Raw genomic sequence first — 17,138 nt, forward strand, 5'->3', positions numbered from 1 at the left:
CTGGCGGCCGCCACCCGCCTTGAGCTGAGCTACCTCACCGACGACCCCTGGGCCTAACGACCGCCCCGCACGACAGCGGCCGCCGATCTCCGGATCGGCGGCCGCTTTGCCTGTGTCGGCACAGCCCGGGGACCGCGCAGGCGCCGGCAGACGGCGCCGGGGCGCCTTAGTGCAGGCGCCGGCGCTCGACCCGAAAATCGGTCACCGCCACCACGCCCCACCAACCCCGCCCCGCCTACCGCACCCCGCCCACCACCACACCCCAGCCCCACACCACCGCCCACTCACCCCGCCGACCACGCCACCGCCACCACCTCACCCAGCCTGCCCCCTACCCCGCACACAGCACACAGCACGTCTTGCAGACGTTCTGAACCAGGTGGGCGCGGCCGAATTTTCGGCGTAGTCTGGTGTGGACATGATGGGCTTGCGGAAGCTGAGCCCTGGTGGTCATGAGTACCTCACGAACACGGTGGCGTGCGCCGATCGCAGCCGTGAGCTCGCACCCGGCGAGCTGTTAAGTGACTACTACCTCTCCCGTGGTTACCCGGCAGGCCAATGGTTCGGCGCCGGAGCAGAGCACTTAGGACTCTCCGCCGCAGTCACCCCTGCCCAGATGAACGCCCTCTTCGGCGAAGGCCGGCACCCCAACGCCGACGCCATCGAAGCCGAGATGATCGCCGACGGCGCCACCGCCGAAGAAGCACTGAAAGCCACACGGCTGGGCCGACGATTCCCGCAGTACTCCGCACTCGATCATCTGCGCTCCCAGGTGTCGCAGGCGTACAAGGACCACAACCGACTGCACGGGCGTCCGATCGGTGCGCCGATCTCCGCGCAGAAGCGTGCGGAGCTGCGTCGCGGCGTGCAACTGCAGGCCTACCGCAAAGCCCACGACGGCAACGGACCCGCCAGCGACAAGGAACTGAACAAGTGGCTGGCAGAGCAGAAACGGAACCTCAAGTCAGCGGTGTCCGGGTTCGAGATGGTGTTCGCGCCGGACAAATCGGTGTCGATCGCGTGGGCGATGGCGCAACCCGCGGAGCGGGAACTGATTGCCGGACTGGTCCGCCAGGCCGCTCGTGACACGTTGTCCTGGGTGGAGGGCAACGTCGCGTTCACCCGCCGCGGGAACATGGGGGAGGCCCAGGTCGACGTCAACGGGATCGCCGCCGCGTTGTTCGAGCACTGGGACTCCCGCGCCTCCGACCCGCACCTGCACATCCATGCCCTGATCTCCTCGAAGGTGCAGCGCAGCGACGACGGCGAATGGACCGCCCTCGACGGCCGTACCGTCCTGGCCGCGACCGTCACCGCGTCGGAGTACTTCGACAACCGCCTGCGCGACCTGTTCCGCGAACAGGGCACCTCCTGGGTGCAGCGGGCCGCCGAGGGCGTGGATATGAAGCGCCCGGTGTGGCAGCTCGAGGGGATCCCGGTCGAGCTGGTCAAGCTGTTCTCCCAGCGCCACCGTCAGTTCGAAGCCGCCCGCGCAAAACGCATCGTCGAGTTCAAGGCCCAGCACGAGAAGGAGCCGACACCGAAGGACATCTTCGCCATCGACCGCGCCGCCCAGTACGACAACCGACCCGGCAAACAGCCTCCGAAGACCCTGCCTGAGCATCTGCGCGCGTGGCGCGAGCACGCTCTCACCCTCGTTCCCGCGAACGTGCTGGACACGCTGAGCCGGAAGGTGTTCCTCAGTGGACACGCCGAGCCGGACGCATTCGACATCGCCAAACTCGCCGAGGTCACGCGGGAGGTGGTGTCGGACAACTACGCGCACTTCTCCTGGTGGAACCTCGCCGCCGAAGCCCACCGCCAGTCCGCGCACCTGCGGATGCCCGTCGACAAGCGCGGACAGCTGATCGTCGACATCGTCGACACCATCCTGGCCCAGCCCGACACCCTCGCCCTCGTCGGCCCGACCGCGGTCAACGAGCCAGCCTCGCTGCGTCGGCGAGACGGCGAGTCGGTGTTCGTGGAGCACAACTCCACCCGCTACACCACCACCGCCACGCTGGCTGCTGAAGGCGACCTGGTCGCCTGGGCCCGCCGCGGCGGCGGACACCGGCTGCGCTCCGATACCGTCGAGAACGCCCTTGCCGGTCAGGGGCTGAACAACGGGCAGACAGAGATGGTGCGCCAGTTCGCCCGCTCCGGCCGGCGCCTGCAGCTGGCGCTCGCGCCGGCCGGGGCCGGGAAGACCTCGGCGATGAAGGTCCTGGCGACCGCGTGGCGGCGCACCGGGCACCGTGTCTACGCCTTCGGACCGTCCGCCCGCGCGGCCCAAGAACTCGGAGCGTCGATCGGCGCGAAGCCGCACACCCTGCACCAGCTGACCACCGCGCTGCGGTTCGGGTTCGCCCACCGCGCGTTCCCGATGGAGGCTGGAGACCTGGTGATCGTCGACGAGGCGGCCATGGCCGGCACCCACACCCTGCACAAAGTCGTCAAGTACGCGCTGAACAACGGCGCCGACGTGCGGCTGATCGGCGACGACGCGCAGCTGGCCGCGGTCGAAGCCGGTGGCGCGATCCGGCTGATCGCCCACGATGTCGACGCTGTGCGGTTCCGGGAGATCGTGCGGTTCCGCGGCGACGACCGGGAGGAGCAGGCCGCGGCGTCGTTACAGATCCGGGCAGCGAACCCGAGGGGACTCGAGTACTACTTCGACAGCAGCCGGGTCAGTGACGGGTCGCTGGAGACGATGCGCGACGCCGCGCGCTCGCACTGGCAGGCCGATCTCGAGGCTGGCATCCAGTCGTTGCTGATCGTGCCGACGAACGAAGACACCGTCGCCCTGAACATCGAAGCTCGCGAACGGCGCCTGGGCCGCGGTGCGGTCGATCGTGGCCGGGAGGTCGATCTGCACGACGCGACCAGCGCCGGGGTCGGGGACTGGGTCGTCACCCGCCACAACCAACGGCTGCTGTCGCTGTTCGGCGGGAAGGACTTCGTCAAGAACGGCGACGTCTGGACCGTCACCGCTGTCCACGCCAGCGGCAAGATCACCGTCCAGCACCGGGTACACAAGGCGGCGATCACGCTGCCGGCCGGGTACGTCCAGGCCCACGTCGAGCTCGCCTACGCCGCCACCATCAACCGGGTCCAGGGCATGACCAGCACCGGCAACGCCCACCTGCTGGTGCCGCCGACGATGACCCGCGAGCAGTTCTACCCCGGCATTACCCGTGCCATGCTGCGCAACTTCATCTACGTCGTCACCCACCACCACGTCATCGACCAGCACCGCGAAACCCCAGAACCGGTGTCCCCGGAGTCAGTACTCACCGGAGTGCTCAACCACTCCGGCGCCGAGGTCTCGGCCACCGAGACGATGCGGGAGGCGCAGGACGAGGCGGTGTCGATGGGCACGCTGGTGTTGCGCTACAACTACACCGCCACCTACCGCGACGAGGACCGCTACCGCGCCGTCCTCGCCCGCCATGCCCCCTCCACGCTCGATCTCGACAGTGAGCCGGCGCTGATCCAGACGCTGCGCAACGCCCACGACCTTGGCTGGGAACCCGACCCGCTCGTCGCCGCGGTCATGCGCTGGCGCCAGTCGCTCGACGACGCCGACAACCCCGGCGCGGCACTGCAGGCCCGGATCAGAAAGCATCTCGAACGCCGTCAGCCACCCTCACCGACCGCTCCGCTGCAGCCGGCCGATGTGACCCGGTGGCGGGGCATCGTCGACGCGATCGCGCCGCACGTGGCCGTCGAAGACCCGGAATGGAACAAGGTCTGGCACCGTGCCTCCGGTGCGCTGGCGGTCGGATTCGACATCGACGCCGCGTTGACCGTTGTTGCTCACCAGCTTGCCGCTCGTCCGGTGGTGCCGGATCCGATGCCGGATGACCGCTACGCCGACGCCGCTCTCGCGGCCGAGCTGCAGCGCCGACGTGAGCGCGGCGAAGCCCACGTGCGTGCCGTTCCGTGGCTGGCCCGACCCGACTTCGCACACGTGCGCAACCACCCCGGCCACGCCCAGTACTTGCACGAGATGAACGAAGCCATTGCCGACCGCGTCGAGCACCTGCGCGCCGCCGTCATCCGGGACCAGCCCGAATGGGTATCAGGTCTCGGGCCGCGACCGGACAACCCCATCGCCGCCGAGGACTGGGACGACCTCGTCGGCCTGGTCGCCGCCTACCGCGAAACCTTCCGCATCGACGGCGACGCCCCGCTGGGCGGCAAGCCTGACAGCCACGGGGCGAAAGCAGACGCCTGGCGCAGCCTGACCAAGCGCTGGGAAGCGTTTAGTCAGGCGCCGGCATCAGCCTCATCCGAATCTCCATCACCCACAACGGCGACCCGCGCCGCTGAGCTGGATGAGGTGTTCGCCGAGTTTGAGCGCCACGACGAACGGGTCGTACTCGAGCCGTTGAACGTGCTGATTCGCCGCTACGAGCTGCTGGCCCGTGACGGTGATGAGGACCGCTACCTCGATGTCCTGGCCCGCTACGTCCCCGACGCGGTGAACTCCGGTGCCGAGCCTGCCGCCCTGAACGCGCTGGCTCGCGCCCAGGACCGCGGCTGGCAGGCCGACCGCCTCGTGCGTGACCTGGTCGACGACGGGGGGTTCAGCTGGGCCGAGGACCCGGCGGCGGTGCTGGCCAAGCGGATCAACGACCACGTCCAGACTCACGATGCGCCCGCCCGGATCGCCCCGGCGACCGACGAGCAGATCAGCCGCTGGCAGCAGATCGTCGCCGCACATCTGCCGGATGCCGCAGTGACCGAGGAGCGGTGGGGCATCGTGTGGCGCCACGCCGCCGGCGGCGCCACCCGGGGACTCGATCCCGACGCAGCGCTCACCGACGCCGCCCGCCAGGTCGCCGCGACAACAACCGGCGCCGAGAACACTGACCCTCGACGGACCGGCGTTGCGCTCGTCAGCGCGCTCGTGCGTCAGCACGACGACGGCGCCGGGCACCACTCCGCCCTGCCGTGGCAGGCCCAACCCGATCTGGCGCACACGGCGAACTATCGGGGCTCGCTGGAGCGGCTGGCGACCATGAACGCGGAAATCACCGCGCGAACCGAGCAACTGCGGGAACAAGCCGTGCGGGAACAACCTCCGTGGCTCGCGCGCTTCGGTGGCCGCCCTGACGATGCTGCGCTCGCGCGGCAGTGGGATCACCTCGTCGGGCTCACTGCGGCGTATCGTGAAACCTACGGCATCACGACCGCGGATGCTGCCTCCCCGCTCGGCAAGCCACCCGCCGGCAACGACCTTCGCGCCGACGCATGGCGGGACATCACCCGGCAATGGAGGCACCTGATGACCACACCCGACCGCGAAGACGCCGCATCGGACGTGATGCTAACCCGCGAATCACGGCGCGACGCCGCCGACGCCTATGTCGCACGGTTCTACGCCGAACTCGCCGCCGAAACGGAAGCAGAAGAGGAAGACGAGGCGGACACCGCCGCGGCCGCGCGGCGCACCGAACTGGAAAATGAACTGGCCGATGGCCACGACTACGGCTACGGCTACGGCTACGGCTACGGCTACGGCTACGGCGAAAGCTCTCACCGCGGGCTTAGACCGTGTCTTACTTGGCGAGTTTCTTGTAACAGGTGATGGCGGCGCCGAGGAGGAGGAAGGCGAGGTAGTGGCTGGGGTTGCGTTCGTAGCGGATGGTCAGGCGGCGGTAACCGGTCAGCCAGGCGATGGTTCGTTCGATGACCCAGCGGTGCCGGCCGAGTTTGTCGGCGGATTCGATGCCTTTGCGGGCGATGCGCGGGATGATCCCGTGCTGGCGCAGCCAGTCGCGCAGGGCCGGGATGTCGTAGGCCTTGTCCGCGTGGAGTTTCGCCGGCTTTCGTCGGCGTGGTCCTCGGCGAGAGCGGATCGCCGGCAGCGCGTTGACCAGGGGCTTGAGTGCGTGACTGTCGTGGGTGTTGGCCGCGGAGACCCCGACGGTCAACGGTAGCCCGGCCCGGTCGGAGAGCGCATGGATCTTCGAGCCGGGTTTGCCGCGGTCGACCGGGCTCGGACCGGTCAGACCGCCCCCCTTTTGGCCCGGACGGATGCTCCGTCGAGGACCACGCGCGACCAGTCGATCAACCCCCTGCCACCCAGTTCGTCCAGCACCGCCTGGTGCACCTGGCGCCACAGCCCGGCTTTGGTCCACTCGGTGAACCGACGATGCGCCGTCGGTACGGTGACCCCGAAACTCGGGGGTAGATGCCGCCACGCGCAGCCGCTGGTCAGCACGAACACGATCGCGGTGAACACTGCCCGATCGTCCACCCGCGACATTCCGCCACCCTGAGGTCGTGTTTTGCCCGGCGGAATCAACGGCTCCACCAGCTCCCACAACTCGTCGGGCACCAGTCTCCGCGACAACTCGTCCGTCACAGGTCATGATCATGCCTGCACCTCAACCGGAACCCAAGTGAGACACGCTCTTAGTACTGCAACGGCAGTTAGGTGAGTGGGTAGCCTCGTCGTTTGTAGTGGCTGAGTCGGGCTTGGTGCTGTCGCCGCCGACGAAAACGGGACCAGGCCCAGATGTGGTCGGCGGCGTCGGTGACACGCAGGACGAGCTTGGTGAGCAGGCGCCGGATCTCCGGTAGCGTGAACCCGATCATACCTGGCTCGGCGACACCGGTTCCCCTTTTATGGCAAGGGATCGTGAGACGGCGAGCCAGGCGTGGGCGAGCATCGCGAGGGTGATGTGGGCATACCAGGCCCGCCAGGACCGGACCTGGTACTGATCGAGTCCAGCTTCGTTCTTGGCTTGCTGGAAGCACTCCTCGATCCGCCAGCGAGCGCCGGCGATCCAGGCCAGATCCAGCAGCGTGGAGCGGCGGGGTCCGTAGCAGACGTAGTAGGCGATCTCGGTCGGATCCGAGAGTGAGCGGCGGGCGAGCAGCCAGTGTCCGCGCCCGGGCTGCCAGCCGATCCGGATCGGCACCCGCGCCCAGTCGTACTCTCGTGGCCCGTGCGCCCCGGCGCCGACGGACAACCGCCGCCACGCCCGGGCAGGCAAGCCGGCGATCAGCTCGTCGGCTCGGGCTTCGCTACCGCCGGTGGTGGTCAGGGTGTCGTTGACCTTGGTGGCCAGCACGTGTGCGGCGTCGTGGGCTTCCAGCCACAACCGCAGGTACTTGACCTGCCCATAGGCCTCATCAGCGGTGATCCACGCGAAGGGCACCTTCGCGGCGAACGCCCGGGCCAGCATCGCCATAGCTTGGCGCGGCTTGGTCTCGAACTCGGTCCCCTCCGGGATCCCCGCCCGCCGGCACCGGACAGGATCGGCGATCCACGGCTCGGGCAGATACAGCTCCCGGTCGATCAGCGCATGCCCACGAGCACCCGCATAGGCCAGAAACGTGCCGATCTGGCAGTTCTCGATCCGCCCGGCGGTTCCCGAGTACTGCCGCTGCACCCCGGCCGACATCCTGCCTTTCTTCAGGAATCCAGTGTCATCCACGATCAGTACCCCGCCCGGCTCACCGAGGTGCTCGACCACGTAGTCGCGAAGATCGTCGCGGACGCCGTCGATGTCCCAATCCGCCCAGCGCAACAGCCGCTGCATGCCGTCCGGGGAGACGTCACCGGCCTGCTCTGCCAGTGTCCACCCGTTCTTCCGCTCCAGGCCCGCGACCAGCCCAGATATATATTCCCGCGCCCGGGCCCGCGGTTCCGACCGCGCGAACCGGCCCGCGATCCGCTCATGCATCTGATCAAGCTGATCCATCACCACGTCGACCACCACAACGGTGATTTACCACAACACCACTAACTGCCGTTGCAGTATTAGTTACTGAGCCACCGACGGCCGACGTCCGGCGACGACGGCCACGGATCGAGCACCTGGCCGTCGTCGCCGGACGTTCGTTCTCTCGGACTTCTTCCTCGGGTTCTCGTTCAGCGTTGCCGACTGGCTGGTGACTACTTCTTCGCGGCCGCGACCTTCTTGCGCGGCGCTCGCTTCCGCGCCAGCGGGGCAGGTTCGTCGACGACGATGGGCTGGCCGTCGTTTGCCTCAAAAGCCTCGACGACCTCGGCAGAGAGACGGCCACGCTCGGACACAGTGTAGCCGTTGGCGTTGGCCCACTCCCGCATTCGGCGTGACCGTTCACGATCCGAAGCCGCAGCGCCAGGCTTCTTCCCCTGAGCCGACTCACCTGCTGCCAACCGCACCTTGCGGCCGCCGATCCGGCGCCCGGCCGTGATGTAGCGGGCGAGTTCATCACGTAGGGCGGCCGCGTTGGCGTCGGACAGGTCGATCTCGTAGCTCACCCCGTCCAAGCCGAACGGAACCGTCTGGTTGGCCACGCCGCCGTCGATGTCGTCGACCATCTCCACGAGAACTTTCTGCGCCATAACGGCAAACCTCCAGTTACTCCGGCTGCGAATAAGAGGTGCCGGACGGTGTCACTATAACTTACGACCATCCAGCTACGCTGCAGTCGCGGCATAGTTTCCGGACGTTTCGATCGTGTCGAGGATCTTCTGACGCCAGCGGAGCGCGAACTTCACGCAGTTGTTGCACCGACGGTGGCCATGGCAATCCGGTAGCGGAGGCCGTCTTCGCGCGGCGAAGGACCAGGCTGGAGTTCTCTCTCCGGCTTGAAACTGTTGTTCACGGATATCTGCGTACGCATGGCAGCGCCCAATCGACTACAGGTGAACCTGTCCCAACCGGTGCGCAGATCGCCGTATACCGAACAGGCCGAACATGCGCTATGTCGCAGGAGCCGATGATCGAGATTGACTGCCGTAGGGCGAAGTCATGCAGGGCACCGTCGTCAGTCCTGCTTGGCCTGGACGTGACTGAATGCAAGATTGGGGGCGGATACCACTTCCGTCCCGGGACTACCGGCTCGGAAGTCATGCGTCATCGCGTCTACAAGGGCGCGCTTGGAGCCCAGGTATCAAGACTGCTGTGGTGGTCGAGGTGCCATGAGTCGAACCTGCGCCAAGAGCGTCACAGAACGTCGGACGAACCGTCGTCTCCTCGGTAGTGTGGCGCGGAGGGCGCGCGACTCGAACGCGCGCCGGAACGTGATGTTTCGGACCTCGATTTAGCAATTCGGTGCCTTGCCCGACTCGGCCAGCCCTCCAATCATTACTGTGCCCCGGCAGGAGTTGAACATGCACCCCGACGATCATGGCCCTGACCTGCGTGTGACGAAGTGCTCAAGTAGTGCAGGTTGGTGATAGGCGAGTCGGCCCGGCGCCATTTCACGGAAGCAAGCCTCGATCTGCGGGTACAGACCGTCAACGCTGGTGGACGAGGCCTGCGGCCTTCCACTACAGGAGTGGCTCAACAGCGTTGGTTTTGCCGTAGCGAGGCGATCACCTACTGGACCGTCGATGTAGCGGACGTCGACCGTGACGGTCAGATCGCCACACAACGTCGACAGTGGTCGAGGTGGTCGGCTCTCGGCGTTCACCCGAGGTATCGGTTGCGGACGAGGCGACAGTCATGGGCGGCGTGCCGACCGGTTACCGCCATCTTCCATCCCGTCCTGCCTAGCCCTACCGGTCGGTAGTTGTGACGATCTCGATGTTGTTGATCTAGCGGTACTATCTGCCGCGTCTGGTCCGGAGCGGCTGGGACAGTTCGGAAACAGGACACCGATCATCAAGGGTTTGGAGGCGGGCTTGGCTCAACTACTTCCCTGGTGACCAGCATCTGTGGATCCCAGGATGTGTTCGGCGTTGATCGTGGTGATGGGTGGGAGGACATCTCCGCATGAGGTGGAGGTTCAGGGTCAGGTTTCCGGTCAAGGGAACGTCTCTGATCAGACAGTTGACAGTTGCCGGTACCGTCGCTTTGGCTGCGGCCACGGTGCTGATGATCGTGCTGGGCGTGATTGCGGACGCCACCTCGATCCTGGACCGGATAGGGTGGATAGGCTTCGTTTCGATCGCCGTGGCGGTGTTCGGTTTGAGTTGGCTGGCCGGGCAACTACGCGCGAAGGCAACGGACCGCAGCCGACCCCAGGTGATAAGCGCAGTCGTCGTTTCCGTCGTTGGCATAGTCGGCGTAGTCCTGTGCGGACAGCCTTTGCTGACGCCGAAAGATCCCGAGGCCGTCGTAACTCCGGGACCGCCAGACAGCCGTACCGCCAACAGTGGGCCGACCTCTGGTGCTGGTAGAGCGGGGCCATCGGAGCCTCCGGTCGCTGCGGTGACGTCGTACGCGGCCACCGGCGGCCGGTCCGGTTGGGTGGTGCCCGACCGAGGTGACGATCCAATTCCCTACCGCTCACCTTCTGCCCCGCCTTCGGCCGAGGCCGTGTTCAGCAGCGGTGGCGAGCTCACCGTGACAGTGCAAGGCCTGGTCGGGAGGTCGGTGGTGCTTCAGTCGATGACGGTCGATGTCGTCCGCCGTTCCCCGGCAATGACCGGTGTGTATCTGCCACTCGGCACCCAGGGAGAGGTGCCGCCCAGGAAGTTCCTGCTCAACCTCGATGCGACCGCGCCCAAGATTGTTCCGGAACCCGACACCGTCTCGTTTCCGTACAAGGTCAACGAAGCGGAACCGGAGCAATTCGTCATCACTCCCGAAGTAACAACAGCCGATATCGAGTGGCGGTTGCTCCTCAGGTGGACCTCCGGGCCCGACGAAGGGAATTTGGTGCTACCCGAAGCCGGGAAACCACCCTTCCGCACCACCGCGACCACGGCCGTACGTCCGTTCTGCTTCGACCCCAACCATAGGACGTGGAAGCCATCATGCCGAGAAGGCTGATTATGCCCCTGGTGCTTGTGGTCGCGACATCCTGCGCCGGTCCCGCACCATCCACACCACTCCAGACGACCTCACCATCCGCACCTCTGGCATCACCCACATCGTCTGGACAACCACAACCATTCGAGCCTCCGAAGTGGATCAAGTCGCCGCCCAGCACGGCGATCACCGCTGACTCAGGGCAACAGCTGGCGGGATGGGACGGTGGCTTTCTTCTAGCCAGCAGCTCCGTGAATGGACCCTTCACGGTCTTGACGTCCAAGGACGGCAATGACTGGCGCTCTGCGGCACCGGAAGGCGTAATGCACCCCGCCTCGTGTTGTAGTCGCGGGACAACGGGGTACGGCGCAGCTGGCTATCTCCTCGGCTGGAACTCCCAAGGACTTACGTTGTGGCGCACCGAAGACGGCGCACGATGGGAAGCGATCCCGCTGGAACTCGGTGACCTCAAGGTCAAATCGTGGCTGGACCTCGACGTCAGGATCACGGCGGGACCGCGGGGTGTGCTCGTCGTCGGCAACGACAACTTTTACCCACCGCGCTACAACGGCGTCTATGTCTGGCACTCGGCTGACGGCCGGGCCTTTGGGGCCATGGAGCGAGTCCCCAAGCCACGCAATGAGTTGCCCTTTAGCGCTGAAGCGTCGGCGACCCTGAACGGCTTCCTCCTCGGCATGACCGACAACAGCGGGACGATGCTGCTCTCGTCTGAAGATGGCGTGCAATGGCAGAACATCAGCGCAGGGCTTCCAAAGATCAACGGTATCGATCACGTAAGCGGCAATGCGTCGACCTTGGTGCTGTTCCCCTACTACCCGCAACCTGCCCAACCGCACGGAAAACCACGGGCCTGGTTCCGACGTGACGGCACATGGCAGCCCGCCACGATAGATCCAGGTCGGCTCCCCGACGCCGGCGTGGTTCCGGCCGACGAGCTAGTTGTCAACGCAGTACTCAACTGGGGCACTGGATACATTGCTGTCGGCAACACGTTCGGTGGCGACGGTCGGGAGAACGCCGGGTTGGTCTGGTATTCAGCCGATGGCTCCGCGTGGGCTCGGATACCGGTCCGCGACAACGGTTTCGACACCGCCTCGGACCTCAACGATGTCGCGGTCAGCCAGGAAAAAGCGGTGCTGGTGGGCTACCCGTCAGACAGCTCGGCCAAACTTCTGACCTGGCAAGCCAAGGCCCCTTCACTGCCGAATCGCTAACCGCGGACATCAGGGCGCGTGATTCGAACACGCCCCGGAACGCGGCGTTCCAAGGCCGCAAATAGCAGCCCGGGGCTTCGCCTGACACCAAATCTTCATGTGCCTGCGGCCGAGACTGTCAAAGATGGAGGCCAGGCTGATCAGGGGGTTTCTCATCGGCACTCTATTTCTCGAAGCATCTTATGGGCTAGCCTCGCCTGAATAGCGCCGCGCAAGACGGCACTCATAAATATTTCAAACGGAACTTTGCTCAATTCAAACGGCCCAGTGCTTCGTTCAGCATGTAGGCGTAGCCAGTCGACGTGCGCGTCGGAGTCCGGACCATGCGGTAACAGCGCCCATCAGGACCTTCGAATGGTGGAACTTCGATCGGCAGCGTGATGAGGGCCCCCAGGGGCTTCACCGCCAAGAATTCGGCATCTCCAGGTGATCGGTAGACGCCGGCGTGCGGTAGCACCACGATCATCGTGGCGATGGCGTCGGCTGGAAGTTCAAGCGGCGGCACCGCCGAAATCTCGGCGATGCCGCGAGTTTGGCAGTGAGCAGACTCGGGCGAGTCGATCGCCGAGCTCTCCTCGCAGGAGTCAGTCGATCGCGCTGATAAAAAAATACTTGACATCGAAGATGACTGCGAGCGCAACAAGTTCGACTTCTTGTAGTGACATTCCCAATCGGCAGGATCTTCACCAAGTGCTTCAAGAAGTGCTGCAACCTTTATCCATTCTAGAGGAAACGTCGGCGTGTAACGAAGCCAATCATAGATAGTTTTTTTTGGCACGAAGCAGGAATCGTTGCCAGAAATACCGCATTCCTTGCGGATGCGTCGGTCTATGTCACGTGTTGCTCTCGACAGGCTCGGAACGTTAGGAAGACATCCACGCTCGACCCAGATGGATCGGATAGGTTCCCAGAAGTACTGGGCGGGGGTTACTTCGCTATGCGGACCCTTTGTCATGTCCACCATCCTGGCAGGCCGGTTCATGTCAGCGCCACGGGCCTAGCAATGTCATACCCAAAGTCACCCATTCGATCGATCTCCCGTCACGCAGGAAATCCGGCAGCAAGACGTGAAGTTCGAGAAGGAGAAATTCGAGGGGGACCAGCGTGGACGGGACGCGAGCCTTCCGACCCGCTCCGAGGACTTCCGGGGACTTCCGAACACCTCCGAGACGCTTGCCCGCTGGTTGTCGCGCCGAGAAGATGTAAATGTGCCGTTCAGTAGATGAAGATACAGTCACTTTAAGGTGTGCGCCGTCGAATTGCGTTACTACCCTGTCTGCGTACCACACCTTTCTGGCTCGACAAATGCAAAGGACTTCCATGCTAAAGAAGGTGCTTGCCGCAGCTGCACTCGGCGTAGCTGCCCTCATGGTCACCGAAGCTGCGGCCTCCGCCGCACCTGCCCAGCCACCTGTACAGACTGCTATGCGTAGGCACATCTCCGGTTCATCTCTGGACGGAGGCGCAAAATTCTCCGGGACACTTACGTGGACAAGTCACGGAAGCTTCACTGCGAATATCAAATTAAAGGACGCAAAATGCGACTCGAATGCGCCCTACTTTTACTTTCTGATTAATGCTGGCTGGACCAGTGAATTGAAGGGTAATCATCGGGAGAATCATGAGGGCTGCGACAAGAGTATAATCTGGCAGGGAATCGAGGGTTCAAATATTTATGGCATTAGAAGCCTGCGGTTGATGGTGTGCAATGATCGCGGCTTCTTCAAAAAAGACTACTGTCGGCCCTACGAGTACGAGAACTCACATTTCCACTAATGTGTATCCATTGATCGCGCTGCCCTCAGTGGGGGTCGATGACGACTGCCATCGAGGGTAGCGTAAATGAGCTGAGCAAATGAACGCTTAAGCCTTACCTGGAACTAGGAGCGGGCACAACTCACCTCGGACACATTGGTTACCCAGGACTAACTGAACTGATCTTCGTTACCAGTCATCGCGGGGCTTCGGCAGTGGCTGCATCCCGGGCGGCAAGTACTCGCCTGAGGTCAATTTGTAGTAGGCGTCGACGCCTTCAACGATAGTGTCCCGGATCACCTCCGGGCGGACCCTGACGCCGAGTGCGACGCCCCAGATCCCGAGCTTTGGCGAGAGCTTGATCTTCGTCCAACCTAATTCAATACTTACTCCGATCTGCGGGCCCTTCGACGCGGCCAAAGTGCCACAGATCAGGCCCCCCGCCGTGCAAGCGTCGACCACTCCCTCCACGACGGCCTGGGCCCCGACGTCAAACTGGATTCCATTGGCACCCACAACCAAGGCGGCCTTCGCAACCGCCTTGGCATTCACCTTGACCTGCACTGCAGAACATGGCTGCGACGAGTCCGCGCCGCCGGACGAGGACCGAATACGCGGCCGCGTCGAGCAGTTCGCTGACGGCGAAAGACACCGCGGACGCGATGGCCGGTCCCGCGGCCAAATAGGAGAGCGCTGTGCCCGCGGCGACGGCCAGCAGCGACGCCCGTAACCCGGCGAAGCGTTGCACCAGTCCCGGACAACGAGCACCGGACCCGCCACGTACACCGCAGCCGCGGCGTCTAATCCGAATCCCACGCCGGCGGCACCGACGTGCTCGGCCAGCCAATTCGCGCCGACGACACACGCTACGTACAGCGCAACCGCCGACACGAGTGCGAACCGAGTGCTCGACTCGTACCTCCGCGACCGGCGGCGCGCGTAGGCGATCATGGCCGCTCGGGCGCGGTCAGCGGGTCGCCGACGCCGGCCTCTGCCGCTTCCCGTGCCTGCCGTTCGCGATGTTCCAGCGTGAAGCGATCGGGGCGAGCCGGTGCGCCGGCGGTCTTGTGGCCGTCGGATCGGCAGCGTTGGTGGACCCATTCGGTGGCCATGCGTTCGGCGAAGCCGGCACGCCAGTGGTCGTGCCAGTACTGCGCATCGCGTGCGGTGGCGTTCTTGCCCAGATGGGCTTCGCGCCAGGTGTAGGCGAGGGTGGCCAGTTCGGCGACCAGGCCGGGATGGTCCAGCCAGCAGTCGGGGATGGCGACCGCGCGGGTGCCGGGATTGCCGACGTAGGTCTCGTTGTAGTACTGCACGAAGTGCGCGATCGTGAACAGCGGTGTTTCTCCGCGGTGCTCTGTGTCCTCGGCCGCGGCCGGCGGCAGGAACATCAGCCACCGTGCGAGTCGCGGATCGGTCTCCGGCTCTTCGGTCAGCTCCGCGAGTTCCTCCGACACCTGCTCGATCTGCCGGCCCAGGGCCTTGGCCAGCGTCTCCAACCCGGCGACTACCTCGTCGAGTTCATCCAGCGACCGTGGTTCCGGCCGGTCCTGGTCGTCGGGGCGTTCGGCGATGTCGTCGTCGCTCATCGCAGATCACCCGCACCCGGCAGTGCCAGCGGGTAGCCGTCGGGCGTGATCGCGGCCTGTCCGGAGCGGATCGCGGCGACGTCGACTTGCAGCTGGGGCCAGTCCGGTCGTTGTTCGACGTCGACCGTGTGGCCGAGGATGGGGCGGAGGTTGCCGTGCAGGATCAGTACCCGGCCGCGGTCGAGGGTGCGGATGTCTCCGGCGCGCAGCGTCGGGACGGTCTCCTCGCCGCTGGCGCCACGGCCGACGCTGAGCAGTCCGTCGCTGTGGTGCTGATGGGTCCGGCGGCGGTGCTGCCCGGACAGCGTGGACAGCCACTCCAGCGTCTTGTCGTCCTTGAGTCCGGGGAACGCGGTCAGGGTGAGGGTGTTGTCGATCAGCTGCAGCCGGCCTGGTTCGCCGTAGAGCTCGTCGAGCTGGGAGCGGGATTGCGCGGACCAGTGGATCAGCACGCCACGGCCGGCGGAGTCGGCGATGATTGCCGGCAGCCGCGGCACCGGCGTCCCCGCGAACAGCTCATCCAGGATCGCCGTGGTGGGTGGTTCCAGCCGGCGGCGTTCGCGGCGCAGCGCGGTGTCCTGCGCGGTGGTGAGGATCTGCTCCACCAGCGCGGTCAACACCGGCCGGGCCTGCGGGGCTTGGTGTTCCCCGGCGATGATGAACAGGCTGCCGCGGCGGCGCAGGAAGTCGTCGATGTCCAGTTCTTCGGCCGCGGTGGGGGTGGCGAAGTAGCGGATGGCCGGGTTCATGAACGGCTCGATCGCCCGCCTCACGCTCATCCAGACCGCGTCGGAGGTCTCGGCGACCATCCCGATCTCCGACTCCAGGTTCTGCGCCAGCTGCGGATACTGCGCTTCCAGCAGCTCGACCGGTTCCCGGTCGGCGGGTCTGGCGATCGACCACCGCACCAGGTGATCCACGGTCCGGTGATGCATGGCGGCGGCGAGCAGATACGCCTGCATGACGATCGTCGCCCGGCCGCGGAACACCGCGTCGTTGCCGCCCACGTTCTCCAGCCCGAGCGAGGACGCCTCGATCAGCGTCTCCGCGCGTCGTAGTGCGACCGCGGGGTCGGCGCAGCCGGTGACCGGAGACCAGCGCGCGTGTGCGGGCCAGGACAGCGTTCCGGTGGCATCGATCACCAGCACCGGCCCGGCGCCCTCGCGTCGGGCGCGGGCCAGCAGGCACCACTCGGCGAGGTCGGTCTTCGTCGTCGACGCGACCAGCGCGCCCGGCGCGGCGAGCACCTTGTGCACCAGATCGGTGCGGCTCTTACCCGAGCGGGTCGGCGCGATCGTCCCGGTCGGGGTCTCCAACGACGTCACCAGCCGCTGGCGCCGGGGACCGCGGTGCAGCGGGACCGCGATCTCGTTGATCGGCGCGGTCCTGCATTGCTCGTCGGTGAGGTCACCCCGGGTCCACACCGCCGTCTTACGCGCCGCGGCGACCGACAGGTTCCTGGCCATCTCGCGGCGGGTGGCGTGCCCTGCATCGGTCGGTGCCACCCTCCGCCAGACCGGGACCGCAGCGCCGACCGTGAGGCCCGCGGCGAGCACCGTGATCGTGGTGAACCAGATGTAGAACGCCAGCTGGTGGTCGCTGACCGCACCGGACCACGGGACCGGCAGCGCCGGACCGGGATCAGCGGCGTGGAAGGCGACCGTCAGCGCGAAGCCCGGCCATGCGGTGGTCGGCGGCCACGTCCAGCTCCCGGAGAAGAACCCGGTGAGCAGGACGGCGGCGGTGACGACGATCACCGCGAGGGCGCAGAGGATCGCCAGGACGGCGACTGCGAGGGCCATCAGGGCGACGTCGCGGTCGAGGTTGAGTGTGTCGGTGCGTGTGCGCGGCATCGG

The 17,138-nt window shown here is 65.8% G+C and carries 12 protein-coding genes and 1 tRNA gene; 4 read left to right on the plus strand and 9 right to left on the minus strand.

Going from position 1 to position 17,138, the window contains the following annotated elements; genetic code table 11:
- The first annotated feature begins 418 nt into the window (after nucleotides 1–418).
- Nucleotides 419–5,593: a MobF family relaxase gene (mobF, locus tag QRY02_RS31890; RefSeq protein ID WP_285986518.1), complete on the plus strand. Its 5,175-nt coding sequence runs from the start codon at nucleotides 419–421 to the stop codon at nucleotides 5,591–5,593.
- Here the strand turns inward: mobF and QRY02_RS31895 are convergent.
- The 5 genes from QRY02_RS31895 to QRY02_RS31910 form a co-directional block, all read right to left on the minus strand.
- Nucleotides 5,565–6,373 (minus strand): IS5 family transposase gene (locus QRY02_RS31895; RefSeq protein ID WP_285986424.1). Its coding sequence is split into 2 segments (ribosomal slippage): nucleotides 5,565–6,031 and nucleotides 6,031–6,373, totalling 810 coding nucleotides; the frame shifts between segments, so codons are not numbered across the junction. The genes mobF and QRY02_RS31895 overlap by 29 nt on opposite strands.
- A 229-nt stretch (nucleotides 6,374–6,602) precedes the next feature.
- Nucleotides 6,603–7,736, minus strand: coding sequence for an IS701 family transposase (locus tag QRY02_RS31900; RefSeq protein ID WP_285986519.1), 1,134 nt, complete (start codon nucleotides 7,734–7,736; stop codon nucleotides 6,603–6,605).
- Between the two features lie 176 nt (nucleotides 7,737–7,912).
- Nucleotides 7,913–8,347, minus strand: a complete 435-nt coding sequence (locus QRY02_RS31905; RefSeq protein ID WP_285986520.1) for a histone-like nucleoid-structuring protein Lsr2 — start codon at nucleotides 8,345–8,347, stop codon at nucleotides 7,913–7,915.
- 75 nt (nucleotides 8,348–8,422) lie between these two features.
- Nucleotides 8,423–8,641 (minus strand): deazapurine DNA modification protein DpdA family protein, encoded by a 219-nt coding sequence (locus QRY02_RS48975; protein WP_502874284.1) that lies wholly within the window; start codon nucleotides 8,639–8,641, stop codon nucleotides 8,423–8,425.
- Between the two features lie 354 nt (nucleotides 8,642–8,995).
- Nucleotides 8,996–9,087 (minus strand) — tRNA-Ser (locus QRY02_RS31910).
- A 635-nt stretch (nucleotides 9,088–9,722) separates the two neighbouring features.
- Here QRY02_RS31910 and QRY02_RS31915 point away from each other — a divergent pair.
- Nucleotides 9,723–10,724 (plus strand): hypothetical protein, encoded by a 1,002-nt coding sequence (locus QRY02_RS31915; RefSeq protein WP_285986521.1) that lies wholly within the window; start codon nucleotides 9,723–9,725, stop codon nucleotides 10,722–10,724.
- A 389-nt stretch (nucleotides 10,725–11,113) separates the two neighbouring features.
- Nucleotides 11,114–11,938, plus strand: coding sequence for a hypothetical protein (locus QRY02_RS31920; RefSeq protein ID WP_285986522.1), 825 nt, complete (start codon nucleotides 11,114–11,116; stop codon nucleotides 11,936–11,938).
- A 250-nt stretch (nucleotides 11,939–12,188) separates the two neighbouring features.
- Here QRY02_RS31920 and QRY02_RS31925 read toward each other — a convergent pair whose 3' ends face one another.
- Nucleotides 12,189–12,893, minus strand: a complete 705-nt coding sequence (locus QRY02_RS31925) for a hypothetical protein (RefSeq protein ID WP_285986523.1) — start codon at nucleotides 12,891–12,893, stop codon at nucleotides 12,189–12,191.
- 365 nt (nucleotides 12,894–13,258) lie between these two features.
- On the opposite strand from QRY02_RS31925, the gene QRY02_RS31930 reads away from it, so the two are divergent.
- Nucleotides 13,259–13,714: a hypothetical protein gene (locus QRY02_RS31930; RefSeq protein ID WP_285986524.1), complete on the plus strand. Its 456-nt coding sequence runs from the start codon at nucleotides 13,259–13,261 to the stop codon at nucleotides 13,712–13,714.
- A gap of 168 nt (nucleotides 13,715–13,882) precedes the next feature.
- Here QRY02_RS31930 and QRY02_RS31935 read toward each other — a convergent pair whose 3' ends face one another.
- The 3 genes from QRY02_RS31935 to QRY02_RS31945 all read right to left on the minus strand — a co-directional run bounded on the left by QRY02_RS31935 (nucleotide 13,883) and on the right by QRY02_RS31945 (nucleotide 17,135).
- Complete coding sequence (locus tag QRY02_RS31935; protein WP_285986525.1) at nucleotides 13,883–14,257, minus strand: hypothetical protein; 375 nt, start codon at nucleotides 14,255–14,257, stop codon at nucleotides 13,883–13,885.
- A gap of 383 nt (nucleotides 14,258–14,640) precedes the next feature.
- On the minus strand, nucleotides 14,641–15,282 hold the full coding sequence (locus QRY02_RS31940; RefSeq protein ID WP_285986526.1) for a hypothetical protein: 642 nt from the start codon (nucleotides 15,280–15,282) through the stop codon (nucleotides 14,641–14,643).
- Nucleotides 15,279–17,135, minus strand: a complete 1,857-nt coding sequence (locus QRY02_RS31945; RefSeq protein ID WP_285986527.1) for a type IV secretory system conjugative DNA transfer family protein — start codon at nucleotides 17,133–17,135, stop codon at nucleotides 15,279–15,281. The genes QRY02_RS31940 and QRY02_RS31945 overlap by 4 nt, the downstream gene beginning before the upstream one ends.
- Nucleotides 17,136–17,138: the final 3 nt, after the last annotated feature.

The sequence above is a fragment of the Amycolatopsis sp. DG1A-15b genome (assembly GCF_030285645.1).
Taxonomy (GTDB): domain Bacteria; phylum Actinomycetota; class Actinomycetes; order Mycobacteriales; family Pseudonocardiaceae; genus Amycolatopsis.

Bases quoted from the DNA above. Each gene is read 5' to 3' on its own strand.
- mobF (WP_285986518.1), top strand. From the start codon at position 419: ATGATGGGCTTGCGGAAGCTGAGCCCTGGTGGTCATGAGTACCTCACG.
- QRY02_RS31905 (WP_285986520.1), bottom strand. From the start codon at position 8,347: ATGGCGCAGAAAGTTCTCGTGGAGATGGTCGACGACATCGACGGCGGC.
- QRY02_RS31915 (WP_285986521.1), top strand. From the start codon at position 9,723: ATGAGGTGGAGGTTCAGGGTCAGGTTTCCGGTCAAGGGAACGTCTCTG.
- QRY02_RS31925 (WP_285986523.1), bottom strand. From the start codon at position 12,893: ATGACAAAGGGTCCGCATAGCGAAGTAACCCCCGCCCAGTACTTCTGG.
- QRY02_RS31930 (WP_285986524.1), top strand. From the start codon at position 13,259: ATGCTAAAGAAGGTGCTTGCCGCAGCTGCACTCGGCGTAGCTGCCCTC.
- QRY02_RS31940 (WP_285986526.1), bottom strand. From the start codon at position 15,282: ATGAGCGACGACGACATCGCCGAACGCCCCGACGACCAGGACCGGCCG.
- QRY02_RS31945 (WP_285986527.1), bottom strand. From the start codon at position 17,135: ATGCCGCGCACACGCACCGACACACTCAACCTCGACCGCGACGTCGCC.